Raw genomic sequence first — 21,838 nt, forward strand, 5'->3', positions numbered from 1 at the left:
GATGATGTGTATCAACTCCTGACATGATTAAAATCAGGCATCTGAAAGAAGCACACAGTTAATTTACTGACTGGTTTGTTCCTTTTATGAGAAAGATCCTCCTCGCTATCGACAGCCGGCAGGCCTCCTGGCCGGCACTGGACTTCGCCTGCTACCTCGGAAAGCTCACACGCTCGCCGGTTACGGGCGTGTTCCTGCATCACCTCACCGACCGCGACGCCGGCCCGACCTCTGGTATATCAGATGATGTTTATCTCACAGATCATAATGTACGGCAGTTTGCAGATGCCTGCTGCCGCCGCGATCTGGCCGTTCGTATCCACCGTGACAAAGGTGATCCCGCGACAACCTTGTTCACGGAAACCAAAGCGGCAGATGTGTTGATCGTGGATCCTGAATTATCGTTCAACAAGCGCATCGAGGGAAGTGTTACTACCTTCGCAAAAGATGTGATCCGTCATACCGCCTGCCCGGTGCTGATCACGCCCCAGCGTCAATCACCACCGAAAGAAATTATTTTTACGAGCAATGGCACTGCCTCCTCCATGCTCTCCATCAAACAACTCACCTATCTTTTTCCCGAATGGCATTCCATTCCGGTAAGAGTGATACAGGTAAATAAAAATGGTACGCCCGACTATGAAGAGCAATACCATTTAAAAGAATGGTTGTCGCGACACTACCGGCAGTTATCATTTGAAACGGTAAAAGGGGATGCTGGTATGCGCTTTTTCGAACAACTATCCGGGTATACAGATAGCCTGCTTGTGCTCGGCGCATTCGGACGAACAGCCCTTTCAAGACTTTTCAAACGAAGTCATGCAAAACAAATGATAGTAGCCCTCCGGCAACCGGTGTTCATTGCTTACTACGAAGCCATCGAAGAAAAAGCCATAGAGGAAAACGAGTCCTTGTTTGCTACGGTTTAGCAGCGCCGCGGCGGCGTATCAATTTTTCCAATTCCACTGCCCAGAATATCAGGGTTGCGGCTCCGGTACAGATCAGCAACTCCTGCCAGGTAAGCGGTTGCGTGTGAAAAATTTTATTGAAGAACGGCAGATAAATAATACCCAGCTGTAATGCAAATGTTCCGGCAAGCGACCATAACATGGGTTTGTTAGAAAGTATGCCGATACTGAAAAGAGAATTGTATTCCGATCTTATTGCCATTACATGGAATAACTGACCAAAACATAAAACGGTAAATACCATCGTTTGCCAATGTGCGTCGCCAACATTTATCGACCATGCCTGTGTCACCAAGGTAATCCCTGCCAGGAATAATCCCGCCCATAACACATGCGCTCCCAACCCTCCGGCAAAAATACTTTCACCAGGTTTGCGTGGCGGTCGTTGCATGATTTGCCGCTCCGCTTTCTCCGCGGCCAACGCCAGTCCGGGTAAACCATCGGTCACCAGGTTGATCCATAAAATATGTATAGGCAACAGCGGTACAGGCAGGCCGAATAATGGTGCGAGGAAGATCGTCCATATTTCTGCGGAATTGCCGGTAAGAATGTAGCGGATAAATTTCCGGATATTATCAAATATTCTCCTGCCTTCTTTAACAGCACCGACAATCGTTCCGAAATTATCATCGAGTAAGATCATGTGTGCCGCTTCTTTGGATACATCTGTTCCGGATATACCCATGGCTACACCGATATCGGCATGTTTCAATGCCGGCGCGTCATTCACCCCATCACCCGTCATCGCCACATACTGCTCTTTTTTTTGCAGCGCCCGGATGATGCGCAATTTTTGTTCGGGCGAAACGCGCGCATACACGCGCACCTGCTGCACGGTTTCGTCCAATTGCTCATCGGAAAGGGCTGCCAATTCTTTACCGGTCAACGTGCGATCTTCCTCAGTGGCAATAATCCCCAGGCGCCCCGCGATAGTTGCGGCGGTTACGGGGTGGTCACCCGTGATCATAACGGGTGTGATGCCCGCGGAGCGGCACTCCTCTACGGCCTGCTTTGCTTCTTCCCGCGGCGGATCCATGAGACCAGCCATGCCCGTAATGCGGATCGACTGCTCTATCGAATCCGGTTGCGGATCATCCGGTTTGCTATCGAGTGTACGGATACCAAAACCAATCACACGTCTTCCGTTGGCCAACATCTCCTCCAATAACTCCGACCACTTTTCTTTCTCCTCGTTGTCAGATTTTTCCAATAATATTTCCATGGCCCCTTTGACAATTACAAAATAACCATCGCCATCCTGGTGAATGGTGCTCATTAATTTTCTTTCGGAATCAAAAGGAATTTCGCCCACGCGTGGATGCTGTTGTTCCAGTTCGTCTTTGGTAAAGCCTTTATCCGCTGCGTAATTGAAAAGAGCTGTTTCTGTAGGATCGCCGACAGATTCATCCTTGTCGTTTTTCGTTACATCATTGTTGAGCGCCATGCCTTTCATCAGCCATTGAAAATCTTCTTCGCCGGTTTCCGACGTATTTTTTTCATCCAGTAAAAAATTCTTCCCGGCAACGGCTTCCACCGTCATCTGGTTAAGCGTAAGGGTACCGGTCTTGTCGGTGCAGATATAAGTGATGGAACCCAATGTTTCAACGGCGGGCAACTTGCGGATGAGTGCATTTTTACGTACCATTTTTCGTGCGCCCAAAGCCAGGGAAATAGTAATGACGGCGGGCAGTGCCTCGGGCATGGCAGCAACGGCTAATGACAATGCGGTGAGCAGCATCACCACCGGATCTTCGCCACGCAGGTATCCGGTCAGGAACACGATCACGCAGATACCTAACACTACCCAGGCCAATGTGCGGCTGAAAGCGGCCAGGCGTTTTTGCAAAGGCGTTTGCGTACCCGGTTCCTGCAACAAACTGGCAATGCGTCCGAGCGCAGTGTCCATACCTGTTGCCACCACCACACCTTTGCCGCGCCCGTTGGTAACAAACGTGCCTTTGAAAGCCATATTGAGGATATCGCCCTGTGCCGGATCATTTTCATCAATGGGTTTCATGTCTTTATCCACGGCAACGGATTCGCCGGTGAGTGCAGATTCATTGATTTGTAAATGGCTGAGTTCGATGATGCGCAGATCGGCGGGCACCAGGTCACCTGCTTCGAGCACGATGATATCGCCACGTACAATTTCGGCTGAGGGAATGGAGGCGGTATTGCCGTCACGCAAAACTTTCACGTTGGCCACGGCCATATTTTTCAAAGCCTCCATGGCCTTCTCGGCCCGGTATTCCTGCACAAAACCAACGATGGCATTGAGGAAAACAATCACCACAATAATGATGGTATCGGTAAGATCACCGAGGATACCCGAGAGCACAGCGGCACCCATCAGGATAATGATCATGAGGTCTGCGAACTGCCGCAGGAACATCATCACCGGCGAGCGTTTGCGTGTGCCTTCCAGCTGGTTGGGGCCGTCGGCCGCCAGCCGTTTGCCGGCTTCAGCAACGGAAAGTCCACCGGCACTGGCGCCGGTTTCTTTGAGTGCTTCTTCTGCGGAAAGTTGGTACCATTTGGTCATGTGGAGGAAATGCAAAAAGCTGACCAGAGCACTAATGTGTTAATTTGAAGATTTGATAATTTGATAATTATTGCCAAATTGTCAAATCTTCAAATTGTCAAATTGCCCTAAAAAAGTCCCACACGTATTGCGTGGCACTGAAATCCTGGCACACATTGCCGGTGCCCGTACCGCCGCCTGTGCCGGGCCAGGTATGACCACCGCCCTGTATTTTGATAAAAGTGACTTTGGCGCCGGAGCTGCCTCCGGCATAAACATATTGCGTAGCGGTACATCCGTCTGTGGGTACGCGATCCGGAATGGCCGTTGTCACCGGAGTATTGTTGCAATTATTGACCGCTACCCATTTATTAACAGTTGCCTCCGCTCCAACAACGCGACCGCGGCACGGTATGCCAAAAATTGCGCCTCCATTGTATAATACACCCGGATCGTCAGTACCATTGATCAGCAGAGCCGATACCGGACTGCTGACTGAAAAACCCGGATACACCGGCTCCGCGATGGAAGCGATAACGGCAGCTATTCCCTTGATGCGTGTGGAGAGTCTGGAGGCCAGATAATGGCAGAAGATACCGCCGTTGGACACACCACAGGCAAACACTTTCGACGTGTTGATCGAATAATGTTGAGAAACAGCATCAATCAATGCATTTACATACGCCACATCATCCTGCGACTGATCGATACAGCTTGCGTTGCGGCCATCGTTCCAGTTATCGTTGTATGCATCCGGGTATACCACGATGAATTGATCGCGGTCAGCCAATGCATTGAAACCAAGTGGCACAACCGAGGCAGAACCTCCACCACCACCGCCATGAAATACAAATAATAAGGGAAAAGTTGTAGAAACATTTGCCGAAGGAGGAACATATACCTGATAAGTACGCTGAACGCCGTTTACGGTCAATTTACCATTCAGCGGAACAGTGTCATTTTGCTTATCCCTGCGGCAGCCTGCCGCAAAAAGCATGATCAAGGCAATACAATATAAACTATTACGCATGTGCAACATAGACTCCGATTAAAGTATGATGTTTAAACATGAATAAAAAATAAGATCAATAAGCTCCGGGTATTCCCTGATTTATTGATTTACAGGGTGAAGTATTTCCCAACAAAATTGGACAGGCAGCTCTTTGGCATTATTTTCCCACCTATTACTACAGCCACCGCGACGAATTTTGTCCAACTTCCCCTTACCATTGCTCTAAATGTAAATTATGGAAAAGTTTTCTATACAACAGACTTATGCCCTGCATGAATGTATACAGATCGCTTCGCAGCGGGAGGTAGACGTGTGGGTTACGGGTGAACGAAACGGTGCCAGGGAACTGGTGGCGGAAGCTATTCATCATTTCAGTCCGCGCCGCCGGCATCCTTTTATCGTTATAGAATGCAATCGCCTCGGCGAAAATAACCTGCACATTGAACTCACGCGGCCTGTAAACAGGAATATCAGTGGTTTGATCCATTCTCATCCGGAACTATTGGATAACCTGAAAGGCTGTACCGTCTTCCTTAAATACGGCGCTATGATATCGCAGGAAACTCTCTCGAAGCTCGTCACCACACTGGTGGAGCGGACCAAAGCCAGGATTATCTTCGATGGTCCGGCAGAAGCTCCGGCAGCGGGTGATGCGGACAGCAATTACCTGCTGATACGGCTACCGATATTGAGCCATTGCGAAGAAGACATCGTATTCTTTGCACATCTCTTTTTGAAGCGGGCCAATCATGACTTTGATAAAAACATTACCGGTTTTTCCGAAGAGGTCATCCCCCTGCTGCTGCAATATCCCTGGCCCGGGCATCTGCCCGAACTGCGCCAGATGATCAGGCAGGCAGTGTTTCTTACTCCGGATGGAGAACAAATAACCACACCGGTAATGCCGGATGAACTGAGGATCGGTCAGCATGCCAACCGCGCCAACGTGTTGAAAGAAGTAACCAACCAGGCTGAATATGATCTGATCATGCAGACCCTGCAGCAGACTCGCTATAATAAAAAACAGGCAGCACAATTGCTGAAAATAAGCAGGAAGACACTGTACAGCAAATTGAAAAAACTCTCGCTGCCATCGTCTACTTAATCTGTTACGCAAACGCACTAGGCGTGTGTAAAGTTGACCACGTTGTTATGCCCGCGCAGTAAGCTCTTTTTTATAACCCAAAGATTATCATGTAACTGGCTTTTCCTTTACTGACGGCATGTGCTTTGACCTGTTACACTATAAAATATTTTATCAAAAAAACACACAGATATGCCAACCACAAAAGCCAACACAGGTAAGCAGAAAAACGCCGGAAGCGAACAGCTCGAAGAATTTTTCATCGATGCCCTGAAAGACATTTATTGGGCGGAAAAACATCTCACCAAAGCGCTTCCCAAGATGCAGAAGGCCGCCACCACTTCGCAACTGCAAAGTGCAATCAAGGAACATATCGGCCAAACGGAAGAGCATATTTCCAGGCTGGAACAGGTCTTTGAAATGCTCGGCAAGAAAGCCCAGGCAAAAAAATGTGATGCAATGGAAGGCCTGATCAAAGAAGGGGAATCCATTGTTGAAGAAACAGAAGAAGGCAGCCTCACACGCGATGTAGCAATCATTATGGCTGCGCAAAAAGTGGAACACTATGAAATTGCAACCTATGGAGGACTGGCACAATTAGCCATGACTATGGGTTATGACGAAGTATCCGCGGTACTTGCACAGACATTGGAGGAAGAAAAACAAACGGATGCCAATCTTACCGCCATTGCCGAAAATAACATCAACTGGGAAGCAGAACAGGAAGATGAATAAGCATTGTGTACGAAAGGAGGGCTTTACGCCCTCCTTTTACTTATCAATAGTTGCGGTCCACTCCAGACCACTTACGTCAATCAGCCTGAGCACATAATTACCCCGGGGCATCCACACGTCTTTAAATCTCAGAACCGCCTTCGCTCCCAGCGGAATAACCAGGCTGTACTTACTGCCTTTTACCTTCGCTACGTAACTATTGACGATCGAAGCAGCCGATAGCCCTGCCCCGGTCTTTGAAAAAACTATTTCACCTTTATCGTTTTCAATTTGAACACCAATCAGGAAAGATCCGTATACATCCGCGCCTTCTGTACGCTGAATTTCAAACACCAGTTCGCCTTTTTGTATCCGGGCATTACTTATCTCAAGCACCGGCCTGATCGATCCATTGTGCAAAGTACCCCAAACACCTCCGTGAAAATATTGATTGGTAAACAATGTAAGGAAGGTGATCACTATAGCGCCGGTTATTACCAGTTTTTTATTCTGCAGGGGAATGCTTTGCCGGTAAAAGAAGCGCCTTCCACGACCAAAAATATGGTCCAAAGAAACAGGACCACCACCAGCCACAAAAACGGTAAATCCCGCAGCAATACCCAATACGCCGATCTGCCATTCATCCAGGCAAGTAGTACCGAGCCATCCTGCACCCAGTAAAATACCCGCCGCGAGCGATACCACCAGCACACTCATCCATCGCGTCATCAATCCGAACATAAAACACAACCCCGCTATGGCTTCTGCGATGGTAAAGACCCACATCGACCTATGCAGCAAATCCGGATGAGAGACCAGGTATTGAATGATTGGTTTTATTCCTAATGCCTGCGGCAGAAAATGATTGAATTTTTCACCGATATATCCCGGCGCATCAGGATCCAGTTTATTTTCGAGAACAAGACGGCGCCAGAAGGCGGAGAAGTAAGTCCATCCCGTTACCAGACGAAGGGACAGCACGATGAGACCGGCCGGTGTTGCCGGAGTGGTAAATTCTTTTTGCATGTTTGATAATTGAATGAGAGAATAAATTGTCTGTGCATTTATTCTCTCATATCCTCAAACAGCGGTTCCGCAAAAAAACAGGGCAATGTTCCGGTGACTGGATTGCCCGCGACTGCAAAGGCATCACATTGTATGCCCGCAGAACACCAACAGCAACAGTTGCATTGTATGTTGAGATACGGGCAACCTGCACATTCTTTTTTTCGTTGGCAACAGGTACGGCACAAACAACAGCAGGTTTTGAAAACCGGACATCCGTAACCGGCACTCCCACCAGTCGCTTAGTCTCGCGGCGTAGCGCACAGGGAATACTGATCCATACTGCCAATATGATCAGCGTTATCCGGATAAATATATGTGCAGATCGTTTTATCATTTAGCCGTCGTAAAGTCTAATACATAAGGAACCAGTCGTGTGCCATCGGCCATTCTGAAATTAGCCGTGATTACAAACTGGTATCGACGCCCCGGTTGCAACTCCGCATCGAAGCTCCAACTCTGGCCATCTTCCGACCACACCCGGCCCGCAGCCGGAATCTTCGGGCAATAGTCCTCACCCAGCGGTCCGAAATCAATACCCGTATTGTGTTTATTCATCGGCTTTGAAAAACGTAAAGTGAATTTTTGTACACCCGCAGGAATATTTACCGTTCCGCTACTTAAGGGCAATACTTCCACTATTTTCGGACGCTTGCTTTCATAGACCGCAAGTAATGCTTCGTACGGTTTATCGAAGTATCCCGAACGATTCATGAATGAAGTAACTACGCTGTCATTCCCATAATCCATTTCGATCATTTCCGCAATCGCACGTTTTTTATCAGCTGCATTTGTATAATAAGTCTCGGCAGTGCGATAGCCGATATAATAACCAAGGTCCCGTTCTTTCAATTCATTGCGGTTAGTACCCCATATCCAATTATACATTCTGTCGGGATAAAAAATATCCTCCTGGAATTTTTGCTTTACGCGTTGTTCATTTTGCGCAGCAAAAACAAAGGATGGTGTAGTGGAGGGTTTGCCGGTGGCCAGGCAGGAAACAAACTCTGCTACTCCTTCATACAAACTATTCGCCAGCAGATGATCGTAAGGCAGCTTTTGTTGCGTGTGCACATACTCGTGCGTACACAACAAATCGATCGTTTCAGCGGGATGATAGCTGTGATAATAGGTACGGAAAAAATCAGGCAGCCCGGTGGTATCGATGGATCGTCCGCTCAGCGCCATTTCCACGCCGATTAACACCTTTCCATCACTGATAGTACCATTGGTACGGAAAGCACCCACCGCAAAATAAACGGGAGAAGGGCGCAAAGCCGGATAGATAGCCTGCAACTTTCCGATGGCCGTTTTGATCTGCTTTATTTGCGCAGTCGTTGGTTTACTGGTTGGACGAAGAGAGGCCCAAAATGCCGGATAAAGCCGGATAGCATCCAGGTAATCTTTTGCTTCATAACGGCGAACCTGCCGGAGGGCTTTCAGTCCGGGCGATGCTTTATCAAGGTAAAGTTCCTGTAGATATTTTTGTTGGAGCAGCGTATCCGGGGTACTCCTGATTTTGTCGTACGCCTGCCAGAAATGGTCGACATCCGTCGAAACAATCACCGGCTGCTGGGCCCGTACAGATAAGGTCATCAACAGCAGGATAACACAAGAAATTCTAAACATAAGCGCTAAGATATAGTCCGTTCATTGATAACCGTCTTCATCACCTGTTAAAATCCTTTCTGCAACGCGGTTGTTTTAATATTTCCCAAACGTATATAATGAATTATTATTTTTGCACCCATGCGGTATTTCGCTTCATTTATGGCTTTCATGATGCTTGCATTGAGCATATTGCCTTGCCGGGACAATCCGGGATCGGAGCCGTCTGCCGCCATTTATACGCTTTCCTCCCAGCACGACCCGCATCAGCACGAAGATCATAAAGACGTTTGTTCGCCTTTATGCAGTTGCGCCTGCTGTGCCACGAGTTCGGTCACGGCTCCGGCTATCGAATTTACCACCGCGGCAGTACACCATCATCCCGGTATCTGCGGGTTCCGCTCAGGTTCTCTTCGCCAGATGGCCATTCCCGTATGGCAACCTCCTCAATTGATCAGTTGATCCTTTCTACCGATGCCGGTTGCGTGAACCGGTAATTATTCCCGTTTACTTTCCTGATCCGGACAAACTGTATATACAGGTCGTCAGGCCTTTTATTATGGTATGCCCGGTGACATAAACTGTTATTATGCTCAACAGCATTATCCGTTTTTCCATAAAAAACAAACTGATCATCGGGTTGTTTACGTTGGCGCTGATCATCTGGGGTATCTGGAGTGCCACGCGGTTACCCGTGGATGCCGTACCCGATATCACCAACAACCAGGTGCAGGTGATTACCATCACACCTACCCTCGCCGCGCAGGAAACCGAACAACTCGTTACTTATCCCATCGAACAAAGCCTTGCCAATCTGCCCGACATCGAAGAGATGCGTTCCATCTCGCGTTTCGGCCTGTCCGTGATCACGGTTGTGTTCAGTGACAAAACAGATATTTATTTCGCAAGGCAGTTGATCAACGAACGGTTAAAAGAAGCAGAAGAAAGAATTCCTCCCGGGCTTGGCAAACCGGAGCTCGCGCCGGTAAGTACCGGTCTGGGAGAAGTATATCAATATGTACTGCATCCGAAAAAAGGCGCCGAAGACAAATACTCCGCTATGGACCTGCGCACCATGCAGGACTGGATCGTGGCACGTCAACTTTATGGTACGCCCGGTGTGGCCGAAGTGAACAGCTTCGGTGGCCTGCTCAAGCAATACGAAGTAGCCATCAATACAGAAAGGCTTAAAGCCATGAACGTAACGATAAGTGAATTGTTCTCCGCATTGGAGAAAAATAATGCCAATACGGGCGGTGCCTATATCGATAAAAAACCGAATGCTTATTTCATCCGTGGCCTGGGAATCGCCAGCGGCCTCGAAGACATCCGTAATATCGTTATCAAGCGGGTGAATGCGATTCCGGTATTGGTAAGAGATGTGGCAACCGTTGACCTGGGTAGTGCAGTACGTTACGGCGCGCTCTCCTTCAACGGAGAAAAAGAAGTAGTGGGCGGGATTGTGATGATGCTCAAAGGCGCCAACTCTGCAGCTGTTGTGCAACGCGTAAAAGAAAAGATGAACACCATTCAACGTTCATTGCCGGAAGACGTGATCATTGAACCGTTTCTCGACAGAACCGACCTGGTCGATCGCGCCATCCGAACCGTAAAGACCAACCTCGTGGAAGGCGCACTGATCGTGATCTTCGTGCTGGTTTTGTTTTTGGGAAATCTACGCGCCGGGCTGATCGTAGCCTCCGCCATTCCGCTCTCATTATTATTTGCCCTGGGCATGATGCACGCCTTTGGCGTAAGCGCCAATCTTATGAGCCTTGGTGCCATTGACTTTGGCCTGATCGTTGACGGCGCCGTGATCATTGTGGAAGCCACTTTGCATCACCTGGCCATTCGTAAAAACAAACAACCGCTCACGCAGGCACAGATGGATGAAGAGGTTTATCAATCTGCTTCGAAAATCCGTAACAGCGCCGCATTTGGCGAGATCATTATTTTGATTGTATACATCCCGGTGCTTACACTGGTAGGGATTGAAGGAAAAATGTTTCGGCCGATGGCGCAGACCGTGAGTTTTGCCATTCTCGGCGCCCTGTTGCTTTCCCTCACCTATATTCCGATGATGTCGGCATTGATCTTACCGAAACGTATTTCCCAAAAAAGATCTGTATCGGATCGCATGATGAGCTGGCTGGAAAAAAGATATACGCCACTGCTGCAACTGGCCATGCGTTTCCGCAAAGCCGTGATAACCGTTACGGTGGTATTATTCATTGCAAGCATCTGGCTCTTCAGCCGCATGGGTGGCGAATTCATTCCGCAGTTGCGCGAAGGTGATTATGCTTTTCATTGCATCCTGCCGCAGGGAACCTCGCTGAGCCAGAGCGTTGAAACATCCATGCAGGCAAGCCGCATCATCCGTTCCTTCCCCGAAGTAAAAATGGTGGTAGCCAAAACAGGTTCACCCGAAGTGCCCACCGACCCCATGCCTCCCGAAGCATCGGATCTGATCATTGTACTGAAACCGGTCAGCGAATGGACAACAACAAAAGATTACAACGAACTGGCGCGGTTGATCAGCAAAAAACTGGAAACCATTCCCGGTGTTTTCTTCGAAGCGAACCAACCGATACAAATGCGTTTCAATGAACTGATGACCGGTATTCGCCAGGATGTAGCGGTGAAAATATTCGGAGAAAACATCGACACCTTAGCGAAGCTGGCTGGTAAAGTAGCCCAGGTCATCCGCAGCGTGCCCGGCACTTCTGTTCCGCAAATTGAAAAAACAACAGGACTGCCGCAGATCACGATTGATTATGACCGGGCAAAACTCGCTTCGTACGGGATGAATGTAGCAGACATTAACCAGACGGTAAGCACTGCGTTTGCCGGACAATCTGCCGGTGTGATTTATGAAAACGAAAGACAGTTTGACCTGGTGGTGAGGCTCGACAGCGCCAGCCGGCGTTCACTCGAAGATGTAAGCAATCTTTTTGTATCCCTGCCGGACGGCGGACAAATTCCTTTATCGCAACTAGCACGTGTTGAGTTCCGCGAAGGTCCGGCGCAGATCAGCCGGGAAGATGGCCGCAGGAGAATTGTGATCGGCTTCAACGTTACCAACCGTGATGTAAGCAGCGTGGTAAAAAATATACAGGAAAAGCTGGATGCCGCTTCGCTCCTGCCCACCGGATATTATTATACTTACGGCGGCACATTTGAAAATCTGCAGGAAGCCTCCGGGCGATTGAAGATTGCCGTTCCCATTGCCCTGGCATTGATCTTTGTGTTGCTTTATTTTACGTTCCGCTCTGCCGGAGAGGCCGCTTTGATTTTTACTGCCATTCCCATGAGTGCCATCGGTGGCGTGTTTGCTTTGTTGCTGCGCGATATGCCTTTCAGCATTTCAGCCGGTGTTGGCTTTATTGCCTTGTTCGGTGTGGCCGTGCTGAATGGGATCGTACTCATCAGTACGTTCAATCAATTGCAAAAAGAAGGCGTGCAGGATATCTATCAGCGCGTAATCGAAGGCACGCGCATCCGCCTGCGGCCTGTATTGATGACTGCCACCGTAGCATCGCTCGGGTTTATTCCGATGGCTTTGTCTGCCGGTGCAGGCGCCGAAGTACAAAAACCGCTGGCTACCGTTGTGATCGGCGGATTGGTAACGGCAACATTTCTTACCCTGTTCGTTTTACCCCTTCTCTATATTTTATTTTACTCCGTAAAAAAGAAAAAAATGAAACCGCCGGTTTCCGCATTGATCGCCGGACTGTTGCTTTCTTTTTCCGCATTGAATGCGCAACAGCGCACCGGCATCGATCCATTGCTGCAGCAATCGGGCAGCAACCTGCAATATGGCATTAATGAGCAGCAGATCAGCCGTGCGCAAACACTTATCCGCAGTGCCGGTATGTTACCCAAAACAGGTGTATTTGCCGAGAATGAAGATTTACGGCCAAGCGACAACAAAGGCATCCTGAAAATCGGCGTTACGCAAAGCATTGCCTGGCCTGGATTGTACGCGGCACAAAAGAAAGTATACAGTGAAGAGCTGGCCTACTATCAACTCAATACAAAACAACTCGATGCTGACATCCGGCGGCGTACGCGCACAGTATATTATCAATTGTGGTTTTTACAGGACAAGCAAAAATTATTTATGCGGCTGGATAGTTTGTACCGCTCGCTTGCGCAGGCGGCCACGCTCAAAGTAAAAACCGGTGATAGTCCGGGACTTGACAGCATTGCGGCCAATGTGCGCTTGCAGGAGATCGAAGCGCAACGCCAGCAGGTAATGAGAGACATGGAAATACAACAACGTGCACTCCAGCAACTGCTGAATACCAACATGGTTTATCTCGCTGAAGACAAGAAACTTGAAAAGCTGACCCCGCTTGGCGCTATAGATAGTCTGCATCCGCTGATGGCATTGCGGCAGCAGCAGATCGATATTGCGAGCGCCTCTGTCAATGTGGCCAGGAATGAAAACCGACCGGAATTCTCGGGGCGTTTTTTCAGCCAGCGTCTCTATGGCATGCGTGATCCCTTCAGTGGTTTTTCGGTCAGCGCGGCATTCCCGCTATTTGGCAGAGGAGCCATGCGGCAAAAAGTAAAAGCGGCGCAGCAGGAAGTAGCAGTGCAGCAAAAGCAACTGGCTTATCAGCAACAACTATTTGAGACGGAAAAAGAACAGGCCGCCAAAGAAGTAGAGAAAAATAATTCGTTGCTGAAATTTTATGAAAACGCCGGACTGCGGCAGGCTGAAGCCATCATCAGTGCGGCAGGACTGGCCTATCGCGCGGGTGAGATCAGCTTTGCAGAATTATCCCAGTACCTGAGCCAGGCTATCGACATACAACGGAATTACCTGGAGCAATTGAACGCCTACAATCAATCCGTTATTCATTATGATTATTTCCTTCATCCTTAGTTCTCCTTTTATGAAAAAATATTTTTTCCCGATACTGATCCTTTCATTGGCGCTCTTTTCCTGCGGACAAAAAGATAGTGTTAAGCCTGCAGCACCCGCAGTGCAGGAAGAAGAAACACACAGTGAGCTGATCAGTATGACCGGTGAGCAGATCCGTAGTATTGGTTTGCAGACCGGCGTTATTGAAGAAAAACAATTGACCGCATCGCTGCGTACGACCGGTGCGCTGAGAGTGCCGAACCAAAACAAGGCGGTTATCAGTCCCGTTTATGCCGGCTCGATCAAAACCCTGCTGGTGCAACCCGGTAGTCATGTACAAAAAGGCCAGGTAGTAGCGACCATCAGCAATCCTGATTTTATGCGTACGCAGGAAGATTACCTGACGGTGAATGCGCGGATCCGCCTGGCAGAGCAGGAATACCAGCGTCAGCAGGAACTCAACCGGGGCAATGCGGGCGCTCTGAAGAATCTGCAGGCGGCAGAAGCCGAGCGGCAAGCGCTCCATACGAGGCGGCTGGCTTTATCGCAACAATTGCGGTTGATGGGCATTGACCCGGACAAATTATCCGCAGGTAAACTGGTATCCGTTCTCTCCCTGCGCACACCGATATCCGGTGTAGTGAGTACGGTTACTGCAAAAATGGGTAGCTATGTGGATGTGAGTACGCCCGTAGCGGAGGTGGTGGACAACAGTCAACTGCACCTTGATCTTTTTGTTTATGAAAAAGACCTGAACAAACTGCGCAACAACCAGCGTATTCACTTCACAATGACCAATAATCCCGGTAAAGAATACGATGCGGAGATTTATTCATTGGGATCATCCTTTGAAGATGAAACAAAAGCGGTGAGCGTGCATGCGCGTGTGATCGGTGATAAAACCGGACTGATCGACGGCATGAGCATCACGGCGCTGATCAGTCTTGACAAAATTGCTACACCTGCGGTTCCCTCCGACGCCATCATTGCGTACCAGGGCCAGGATTATGTGTTTGTGGTAAGTGAACCCGAAGCCAGGAAAGAAGCAACGGATCACGGTCATGACCACGAAGAAACAACGCCAGCCGGAGAAACTGTTTATTTTAAGAAAGTGCCCGTTGCGCGTGGCACAACGGAGGTCGGTTATACACAGATCACGTTATTACAGGAAATTCCTGCCAATGCCCGCATTGTAACAAAAGGTGCGTTTTTTGTATTGGCCAAACTGACCAATTCCGGTGAAGACGCACACGGGCATTAAGTCAAAATTCAAAAGTAAAAAGTCAAAAAAGTAGTAAGTAGCAGGTTATAGGTAAACAGCCATGGGGAGGTATAGGGTTTGAAACTTTCGAAAGCTGTTCGTAAAACCTTCTGCTGGCTCGTGAGGACACGAAGCAAGACCGCTGTTTATTCACAATTGACCATTGACCATTCACCATTGACCATTCACGTATTCTCATCAACATGAAAAAAATACAACTGAACATCGACCTGCTGTTGCCGGACGTTCCCGACGAAAAAGATGCCTGTGTCCGCCGCATACTGGAAGAATTGAAAGATGAACCCGGACTGGAGAAGGTGCATGTACTACCGGCTAAGGACGAACAACCGGCTCAGCTTTGTTTACACATTGACACGTCGGTAACCACGATTAAAGAAGTGGAAAAGATCGCGAAGGAAGCCGGCGCACGCATCACGGAACGTTATCGCCATCTGTTACTTGAAGTGCGTGGCATCCGCCATCAGCGGCAGACCAGTCTTATTGAAACACGACTGCGCAATAAAAAGGGAATACTGGGTGCTTCAGTATCGGGTACGGGAAATATCCTGATTGAATACGACAACACGTTAACTAACCGGGATGAAGTAATGCTGTTGTTGAAAAAAGAGGGATTAAGCGTTGTTGAGCCTGCACAGCAGCAGACAGCGCACGATCATGAACACGCGCATGGAGAAGAAGGCCATCATCACGGAGGGCTGCTCGGACCCAACAGTGAGTTATACTTCAGTCTTATCTGCGGGCTGTTTACCGGCGTGGCATGGGCATTGGAAAAATGGGCGGACGTTCATCCCGGTATCACCTTGGCTTTGTTTGGCCTGGCTTACCTCACAGGTGGCTATTATACAGCAAAAGAAGCTGTGCAGACCATCGCCAAAGGAGGATTTGAAATAGACTTTCTGATGCTGGTAGCCGCTGCCGGCGCAGCGATATTGGGAAATTGGTTTGAGGGTTCGTTGTTATTATTTCTCTTCAGCCTGGGTCATGCGCTGGAACATTTTGCGTTGGAAAAAGCACGCAAATCCATCGCGTCCCTGGCTGATCTGCGGCCCAAAACAGCCCTGCTTTCTGTAAATGGACAAACAAAGGAAGTAGCTGTTGAAACATTGCAAACCGGAGACATCATTCTCGTAAAACCGCACAGCAAGATCGCGGCAGACGGCGTAATCGTAAAAGGCAGCAGCAGCGTGAACCAGGCACCCATTACGGGCGAAAGCATGCCGGCAGAAAAAATGGCTATCCCTGCAAACGCACAAACAAACGGTAAGGTACCCGATGCAAACCGGGTATTTGCCGGCACGATCAACGGTGATGGATCATTGGAAATAAAAGTATCCGCTAAAGCCGCCGACTCTACGCTGGCAAGGCTGATACAAATGGTGAATGAGGCGCAAACACAAAAATCACCCACGCAACAATTCACCGACCGGTTTGAGAAATATTTTGTCCCCTCGGTATTGATATTGGTGGTATCGCTCTGCTTTGCGTTTCTCGTGATAGATGAATCGTTCAGGGAAAGTTTCTACCGCGCGATGTCGGTGCTGGTGGCTGCAAGCCCCTGCGCATTGGCGATCTCCACGCCGAGTGCGGTACTGAGCGGCATAGCACGTGCGGCACGGGCCGGTGTACTGATCAAAGGCGGACGACCGTTGGAAGACCTGGGCACCTTGCAGGCTATGGCATTCGACAAAACCGGTACGCTTACTGAAGGAAAGCCAAAACTTACATTGATAAAAACATTGTCCGATAAAATAACTGAAGCGCAATTACTTCAGATAGCGGTATCCATCGAATCCGGCAGCGACCATCCGCTGGCACAGGCCGTGGTAAAAGGAGGAAAAGAAAAATTAAATAACGCAACGATCGATGCTGCGGAACAGGTACAGGCCATACAGGGAAAAGGCGTTCAGGCTATGATCAATGGACAAAAAATAGCAGCGGGTAATCTCGCTTTGTTTGAAAAAGAAAACCCACCCGTTGCGGTAACCGATGCAGTGCATGAAGCGGAAAAAGCAGGAAACACCATCATACTTATCCGGAGAAATGAGGAGTACATCGGTCTGCTGGGATTGATGGATACGCCACGCGTGGAAGCCAAAGAAACCATTCGCCAGTTGAGAAAAGCAGGTATCCGCACCGTGGTGATGTTAAGCGGCGACAACCAAAATGTAGCAGATGCCGTAGCTGCGCAAACCGGCATCGACGAAGCCCGCGGCGGTTTGTTGCCCGAACAAAAAGTGCAGGCCATGGAAGAGTTGGTGAAGCGCGAGAAAAAAGTGGCCATGATCGGCGACGGTGTCAATGATGCGCCGGCGATGGCGCGCAGTACGGTTGGCATTGCCATGGGCGCAGCCGGAAGCGATGTAGCATTGGAAACTGCCGATGTTGCCCTGATGGGCGATCGTTTATCGTTACTGCCTTTTGCCGTGGGACTGAGCCGCAAGTCGCGGCAGATCATCCGGCAGAACCTGATTATCAGCCTGGGAATGGTCGCCTTGCTTGTGCCGCTCACCATTGCCGGAGTGGCAACGATCGGACCGGCGGTGATGGCGCATGAAGGTTCTACGCTGGTGGTGGTGATGAATGCATTGAGATTGCTCGGGTATAATTCAAAAGAGTGAATGGTCAATGGTGAATGGTGAATGGTCAATGGTGAATCGTGAATAAACAGCCGCTTTGGCTCGTGTCTTCCTACAACCCTATACCCTATGTCTTACACCCTACACCTTATGCCTTTTATCTTATGCCTTTCGGGCTATAAAAAACGGGCATTCATCGAAAAGTGGGGGCAACTCATCGAAATTCTGAAAAATCGGCAGACTATCTTCTTTTCTTTGAACTGGTTTAGAGGGCTAAAAGACAGGGCTGAGCAACCTTTCCAGGTTATTCAGCCCTTCTTGTTTTAAGTCAAAAGTAAAAAGTCAAAATTCAAAAGCGGGAAGAGGCAAAGTCCTTAAACTTATCACTCAATACTTATTACTTATTACTCAATACTTGCCTGCGAATTCCTTCGCAAATTCTTCCAGCCTGATGGCTCCTGTTACCGGCGCGCCTTGTTTGATGAAATCGGCGGGAATGATCCCTTTGCGGAAACCTGCGCCCATCTCCGTATACAAACCGGCAATTTCTTCGGGAACGCCCGCCGCTTTCATCCCTTCCAGTGACTGTTCATCGGTGAATTCAACCCAGGGAAGTCCGGGTTTGCCCACTGCTGTGCCGAGTGCCGTGGCTACTTCAGCCGCTGTGCGGTAGTCGCTCACCACATAACGCACTTCATGACCATTGCCCGGCTCCTGCAAAGCTTTGGCTGCGGCTGCGGCGATATCTTCCGGATGAACGAAGGGGATTTTGGTACCGGCCGGATAGTTGCCGCCAAGGATATCCTGGTGTTTGATCAGCGGAATATCATTGTAGGAATTGATATAAAAATAGCCGGCACGGAGATAAGTAACCGCCACCTCTTTCAGTTGCTGATAGCTTTGCTCAACGGCATACAAACCACCGATGGGGCCATTGCCTTCGGGGAGATCGGCGCCGATACTGCTCAGCATCACCACACGTTTAACACCACTGCGGCGAATAGCTTCGGCGAGCGCTTCCCCGGCGGCGGCAGTATGAGCTTTGATATTTTGTCCACCGAGATTGGGCGGAGTCATGGTATAAACAGCATCAGCACCTGTAAAGGCTGAGGTCAGGAAACCGGCGTCATCGATGGAGCCGATAGCCGCTTTTGCACCGAGCGCTTCAATGTCGCTGCGACGGGCATCCTGGCTGCTGATAACTGTTATATCGTGGCCAGCTGCGATGAGGGTTTGTGCCAGCGGTTTGCTGATATTACCGAGCGAACCTGCAATTGTAATCTTCATGGTATTTATTTGTTTTATTGAAAAGCAAAGCTAACTTTGTACTTACTTTTTTACAAGTACTTACCCCAAAGTATGTATCATGGCAGCAGTGAAAGAACAATCAACTATTCAGGCCAATAAGCGCATTGCGCAGGCCGAATGCCCGGTGACCTATGTAATGGAAAAGATCGGCGGCTATTGGAAACCGATCATCCTGTATCATCTCGCGGCCGGTGACAAACGCTACAGCGAATTAAAAAAAGCCATACCCGCCATCACGGAGAAAATGCTGATCCAGCATCTTAAACAATTGGAGCAGGACAACCTTGTGATCCGCGAGGCGCGGCCGGTGGTGCCGCCCTATGTTACTTACCGGCTCACCGCTGCAGGACATGGATTGCAACCGGTGATCCGTGCCATGGCAGAATGGGCTTTTAAGGATATCAAAGGAAGTTTTAAAGAAAAGGCGACGCGCAAATCAAAAGCGGCTATTGCTGCGTGAGGGATAGAAAGGGGAAGTACCGGCTAAAGCCGGTACCAAAGCCCTGCATAGCCCGGCCGCGCCGCAGGCGCGGACACGCCCAAAAAAGAAAACCAACTACTATTTGCCTTTCCATGCAGTACCAGACTTTTTCTCCAGCACCCGGCCTTTCCGATCTGATCGATTGTTACTGGACACTCGACGACGACGCTGATAGTCCCGCGGCAAAACAAACCATTGTTCCCGATGGCCGCATGGAAATGATTTTTCATCTCGGTGATCTGTATCAACAATACCTGCCCGATAATACCAGTATCATTCAGCCACGCTCCTTTGTGATCGGGCAACTTACGCGTCCCTTGACGATCGAACCCACGGGCAGGACCGCTATTTTCGCCGTTCGTTTTCAGCATGAAGGATTGCTTCCCTGGCTTTCTGTTCCGTTGAAGGAACTGGAAAATCGCGCAGTCGCGTTGGAGCAATTGTACGGAGAAGACGGCCTGGCGCTGGAACGGCAAATACATACAGCTTCGTCGGTGCATGACCGCATTGCCATTATCGAGAACTTTTTGAATCTGCGGCTCGGGTCATCCGATGAAATTGTGGCAAGAGCTGTGGATACGCTGCTCGAAGCGAACGGCCGGGTAACCGTAAAAGATATCTGCCAACCGCTGCCCATCGACCGGCGCCAACTGGAACGACGCTTTTCGGCAAGCGTGGGATTGAGTCCCAAACAACTCGGGCGGATCATCCGTTTTCAGTCCGTGATCCGCCGCCTGCTCGACGGACAGTTCTCTTCCTTTACGGCACTGGCTTACGACGGTGAATATTATGACCAGGCGCATTTTATCCGCGACTTCAAAGAATTTACGGGTTATACGCCACGGGAATTTTATGGCGACAATCTCCGGATGTCGTCCTTATTTTACGGTACGCAGGACTGATGACGCATTTGTACAATTCGATCTGCACACTATTTCTTCTTTTTGCCAAACCAAAAAGAATGCATTTATGAAAAGAAATAATTTCGCTTTTACGATCCTGTTATGCCTGTTGCTGCCATTTATGCACAACCAGACCCATCCGGCTAAATGGCTTACCGGCACCTGGGAATACAAAACCGCGAGAGGCAGTATTTTTGAAACATGGGAAACGGCAAACGACAGCTTGCTGCTCGGCCACTCTTATCGTTTGCACGAAAAAGATACTGTACCAATGGAAACGATCCGGCTGACCCGGGAACGGGACAGTCTTTTCTATATTCCAACCGTACAGGATCAGAACGGCGGTCAGGCTGTTCGCTTTGCGGCCACGGTGGTGAAGGACAATGAATTATTATTTACCAATCCTGCGCATGATTTTCCGCAATGGATCTCTTACAAACTGATCCGTCCCGATTCGCTGGTAGCCTCGATCGGCGGCACGTTGCAGGGCCGGGAACGCAGGCAGGTATTTCCGATGAAAAAAATCCGTTGATCCGTTTTTTTTCGTTGCCCTCAACGCTTCATTCGCCGGAAATAATTAACCGTTCGCAGATATCTTTTGTGCAGGCTGTCGCATTGGGCGCTATTTGTACTAAAAAAGATGATCAGCGCATTAAAGACATTGCCGGCCTGGATAAAAGTATCCGTTTATTTTATTATTCTCTGGTTAGGCACCCTGCTCGCAGGTACCGTCACCGTCCTGAATGACTTTTCGTTCTTCCTGGCCATAGCGGTATTAGCGGCCATGGCATTTACGGGTTCCCTGCGCAAGGCAACCATTGGTTGCGGCTTCTTTCCGCAACGCCGGCAACATTTAATACAGTTTGCTGCGGGACTGGCCTGCGGAATTTGCATGCTTTTGGTAACCGCATTTATCACTTTTTTGTTGACCGGTGACAGTTGGCAGTTCAATCGTCACCCCTCCCTCCCGCTTATTTTACTCACCTTTATCTTCTGTCTCTGGTCGGCTTTTGTGCAGGAAGCTGTTTTCCGCGGTTTCCCCTTCCAGGTAATGCTGCAACGTTACGCTCCGTGGATTGCACAACTGGCCATTGCCATTCCTTTCGGCCTCATGCATGTGAAGCAAGGCATGAGTGGCGGGGAAATCTTCATCACCATGCTTTGCACCGGAATGGGTTCGCTATTGTTTGGCCTCGCCTATATCCGGACGCGCAACCTGATGCTCCCGATCGGTTTGCATTGCGGCTGGAACTATGCACAGGCGTTGATACCACGAACACAGCCCGGTACTACACCCGATAGTCTTGTTATTGTTTCCGGTCATGTTGCGGATTACAATTTTCTGAATGTGATAGCTCCTTACTTATTGGTAGTATCCCTCGCCATTGTGCTGTTATTGTTTATGGGCCGGAATCTCCGTCAGCCTCAATCATCAACAATAGCTTAA

17 protein-coding genes are annotated in these 21,838 nt (G+C 49.3%); 12 read left to right on the forward strand and 5 right to left on the reverse strand.

Annotated features, from left to right (window positions below; all coding sequences use genetic code 11):
• Window positions 1-86: 86 nt before the first annotated feature.
• Window positions 87-929 (forward strand): universal stress protein, encoded by an 843-nt coding sequence (locus tag H608_RS0104555; protein WP_028786639.1) that lies wholly within the window; start codon window positions 87-89, stop codon window positions 927-929.
• On the opposite strand, the gene H608_RS0104560 is transcribed toward H608_RS0104555, so the two are convergent.
• Together H608_RS0104560 and H608_RS0104565 are read right to left on the reverse strand one after the other, a co-directional pair.
• Entirely contained in the window at window positions 919-3,510 is a 2,592-nt protein-coding gene (locus H608_RS0104560) for a cation-translocating P-type ATPase (protein ID WP_028786640.1), read from the reverse strand. The two genes, H608_RS0104555 and H608_RS0104560, sit on opposite strands and share 11 nt — an antisense overlap.
• 97 nt (window positions 3,511-3,607) lie before the next feature.
• Window positions 3,608-4,528: a CE1 family esterase gene (locus H608_RS0104565; RefSeq protein ID WP_081658793.1), complete on the reverse strand. Its 921-nt coding sequence runs from the start codon at window positions 4,526-4,528 to the stop codon at window positions 3,608-3,610.
• 208 nt (window positions 4,529-4,736) lie between these two features.
• On the opposite strand from H608_RS0104565, the gene H608_RS0104570 reads away from it, so the two are divergent.
• Together H608_RS0104570 and H608_RS0104575 are read left to right on the forward strand one after the other, a co-directional pair.
• A complete protein-coding gene (locus H608_RS0104570; protein WP_028786642.1) occupies window positions 4,737-5,606 on the forward strand; it encodes a sigma-54-dependent transcriptional regulator in 870 nt (289 codons plus the stop codon).
• Window positions 5,607-5,777: 171 nt separating this feature from the next.
• Window positions 5,778-6,320: a YciE/YciF ferroxidase family protein gene (locus H608_RS0104575; protein WP_038007208.1), complete on the forward strand. Its 543-nt coding sequence runs from the start codon at window positions 5,778-5,780 to the stop codon at window positions 6,318-6,320.
• A gap of 36 nt (window positions 6,321-6,356) precedes the next feature.
• On the opposite strand, the gene H608_RS0104580 is transcribed toward H608_RS0104575, so the two are convergent.
• Window positions 6,357-7,325 (reverse strand): TQO small subunit DoxD, encoded by a 969-nt coding sequence (locus tag H608_RS0104580; RefSeq protein ID WP_155990049.1) that lies wholly within the window; start codon window positions 7,323-7,325, stop codon window positions 6,357-6,359.
• A 32-nt stretch (window positions 7,326-7,357) separates the two neighbouring features.
• On the opposite strand from H608_RS0104580, the gene H608_RS0104585 reads away from it, so the two are divergent.
• Window positions 7,358-7,705: a hypothetical protein gene (locus H608_RS0104585; protein ID WP_155990050.1), complete on the forward strand. Its 348-nt coding sequence runs from the start codon at window positions 7,358-7,360 to the stop codon at window positions 7,703-7,705.
• Here H608_RS0104585 and H608_RS21270 read toward each other — a convergent pair.
• Window positions 7,698-8,993 (reverse strand): Ig-like domain-containing domain, encoded by a 1,296-nt coding sequence (locus H608_RS21270; protein ID WP_155990051.1) that lies wholly within the window; start codon window positions 8,991-8,993, stop codon window positions 7,698-7,700. The two genes, H608_RS0104585 and H608_RS21270, sit on opposite strands and share 8 nt — an antisense overlap.
• 120 nt (window positions 8,994-9,113) lie before the next feature.
• Here H608_RS21270 and H608_RS24325 point away from each other — a divergent pair, with 120 nt between their 5' ends.
• The 4 genes from H608_RS24325 to H608_RS0104610 all read left to right on the forward strand — a co-directional run bounded on the left by H608_RS24325 (window position 9,114) and on the right by H608_RS0104610 (window position 17,742).
• Complete coding sequence (locus H608_RS24325) at window positions 9,114-9,434, forward strand: DUF6660 family protein (RefSeq protein ID WP_155990052.1); 321 nt, start codon at window positions 9,114-9,116, stop codon at window positions 9,432-9,434.
• A gap of 127 nt (window positions 9,435-9,561) precedes the next feature.
• Window positions 9,562-13,863: a CusA/CzcA family heavy metal efflux RND transporter gene (locus H608_RS0104600; protein WP_028786646.1), complete on the forward strand. Its 4,302-nt coding sequence runs from the start codon at window positions 9,562-9,564 to the stop codon at window positions 13,861-13,863.
• A gap of 10 nt (window positions 13,864-13,873) precedes the next feature.
• Window positions 13,874-15,103 (forward strand): efflux RND transporter periplasmic adaptor subunit, encoded by a 1,230-nt coding sequence (locus tag H608_RS0104605; protein WP_028786647.1) that lies wholly within the window; start codon window positions 13,874-13,876, stop codon window positions 15,101-15,103.
• Window positions 15,104-15,306: 203 nt separating this feature from the next.
• Entirely contained in the window at window positions 15,307-17,742 is a 2,436-nt protein-coding gene (locus H608_RS0104610; protein ID WP_028786648.1) for a heavy metal translocating P-type ATPase, read from the forward strand.
• A 366-nt stretch (window positions 17,743-18,108) separates the two neighbouring features.
• Here the strand turns inward: H608_RS0104610 and H608_RS0104620 are convergent, their stop codons facing one another.
• Window positions 18,109-18,987, reverse strand: coding sequence for an NmrA family NAD(P)-binding protein (locus H608_RS0104620; protein WP_028786650.1), 879 nt, complete (start codon window positions 18,985-18,987; stop codon window positions 18,109-18,111).
• A gap of 79 nt (window positions 18,988-19,066) precedes the next feature.
• Here H608_RS0104620 and H608_RS0104625 point away from each other — a divergent pair, with 79 nt between their 5' ends.
• From H608_RS0104625 to H608_RS23425, 4 genes are all read left to right on the forward strand, one after another.
• Window positions 19,067-19,468, forward strand: a complete 402-nt coding sequence (locus H608_RS0104625; protein ID WP_028786651.1) for a winged helix-turn-helix transcriptional regulator — start codon at window positions 19,067-19,069, stop codon at window positions 19,466-19,468.
• Window positions 19,469-19,581: 113 nt separating this feature from the next.
• Window positions 19,582-20,391, forward strand: coding sequence for a helix-turn-helix domain-containing protein (locus tag H608_RS0104630; protein WP_028786652.1), 810 nt, complete (start codon window positions 19,582-19,584; stop codon window positions 20,389-20,391).
• 67 nt (window positions 20,392-20,458) lie between these two features.
• Window positions 20,459-20,923 carry a DUF6265 family protein gene (locus H608_RS0104635; RefSeq protein WP_028786653.1) on the forward strand — a complete coding sequence of 155 codons (465 nt, stop codon included), beginning with the start codon at window positions 20,459-20,461 and terminating at the stop codon, window positions 20,921-20,923.
• 108 nt (window positions 20,924-21,031) lie between these two features.
• Window positions 21,032-21,838 carry a CPBP family intramembrane glutamic endopeptidase gene (locus H608_RS23425; RefSeq protein WP_028786654.1) on the forward strand — a complete coding sequence of 269 codons (807 nt, stop codon included), beginning with the start codon at window positions 21,032-21,034 and terminating at the stop codon, window positions 21,836-21,838.

This window comes from Terrimonas ferruginea DSM 30193 (genome assembly GCF_000425585.1).
GTDB classification, from domain to species: domain Bacteria; phylum Bacteroidota; class Bacteroidia; order Chitinophagales; family Chitinophagaceae; genus Terrimonas; species Terrimonas ferruginea.

Coding starts and splice junctions, on each gene's coding strand:
- H608_RS0104555 (WP_028786639.1), top strand. CDS start 87: ATGAGAAAGATCCTCCTCGCTATCGACAGCCGGCAGGCCTCCTGGCCG.
- H608_RS0104560 (WP_028786640.1), bottom strand. CDS start 3,510: ATGACCAAATGGTACCAACTTTCCGCAGAAGAAGCACTCAAAGAAACC.
- H608_RS0104565 (WP_081658793.1), bottom strand. CDS start 4,528: ATGTTGCACATGCGTAATAGTTTATATTGTATTGCCTTGATCATGCTT.
- H608_RS0104570 (WP_028786642.1), top strand. CDS start 4,737: ATGGAAAAGTTTTCTATACAACAGACTTATGCCCTGCATGAATGTATA.
- H608_RS0104575 (WP_038007208.1), top strand. CDS start 5,778: ATGCCAACCACAAAAGCCAACACAGGTAAGCAGAAAAACGCCGGAAGC.
- H608_RS0104580 (WP_155990049.1), bottom strand. CDS start 7,325: ATGCAAAAAGAATTTACCACTCCGGCAACACCGGCCGGTCTCATCGTG.
- H608_RS21270 (WP_155990051.1), bottom strand. CDS start 8,993: ATGTTTAGAATTTCTTGTGTTATCCTGCTGTTGATGACCTTATCTGTA.
- H608_RS24325 (WP_155990052.1), top strand. CDS start 9,114: ATGCGGTATTTCGCTTCATTTATGGCTTTCATGATGCTTGCATTGAGC.
- H608_RS0104600 (WP_028786646.1), top strand. CDS start 9,562: ATGCTCAACAGCATTATCCGTTTTTCCATAAAAAACAAACTGATCATC.
- H608_RS0104605 (WP_028786647.1), top strand. CDS start 13,874: ATGAAAAAATATTTTTTCCCGATACTGATCCTTTCATTGGCGCTCTTT.
- H608_RS0104610 (WP_028786648.1), top strand. CDS start 15,307: ATGAAAAAAATACAACTGAACATCGACCTGCTGTTGCCGGACGTTCCC.
- H608_RS0104620 (WP_028786650.1), bottom strand. CDS start 18,987: ATGAAGATTACAATTGCAGGTTCGCTCGGTAATATCAGCAAACCGCTG.
- H608_RS0104625 (WP_028786651.1), top strand. CDS start 19,067: ATGGCAGCAGTGAAAGAACAATCAACTATTCAGGCCAATAAGCGCATT.
- H608_RS0104630 (WP_028786652.1), top strand. CDS start 19,582: ATGCAGTACCAGACTTTTTCTCCAGCACCCGGCCTTTCCGATCTGATC.
- H608_RS0104635 (WP_028786653.1), top strand. CDS start 20,459: ATGAAAAGAAATAATTTCGCTTTTACGATCCTGTTATGCCTGTTGCTG.
- H608_RS23425 (WP_028786654.1), top strand. CDS start 21,032: ATGATCAGCGCATTAAAGACATTGCCGGCCTGGATAAAAGTATCCGTT.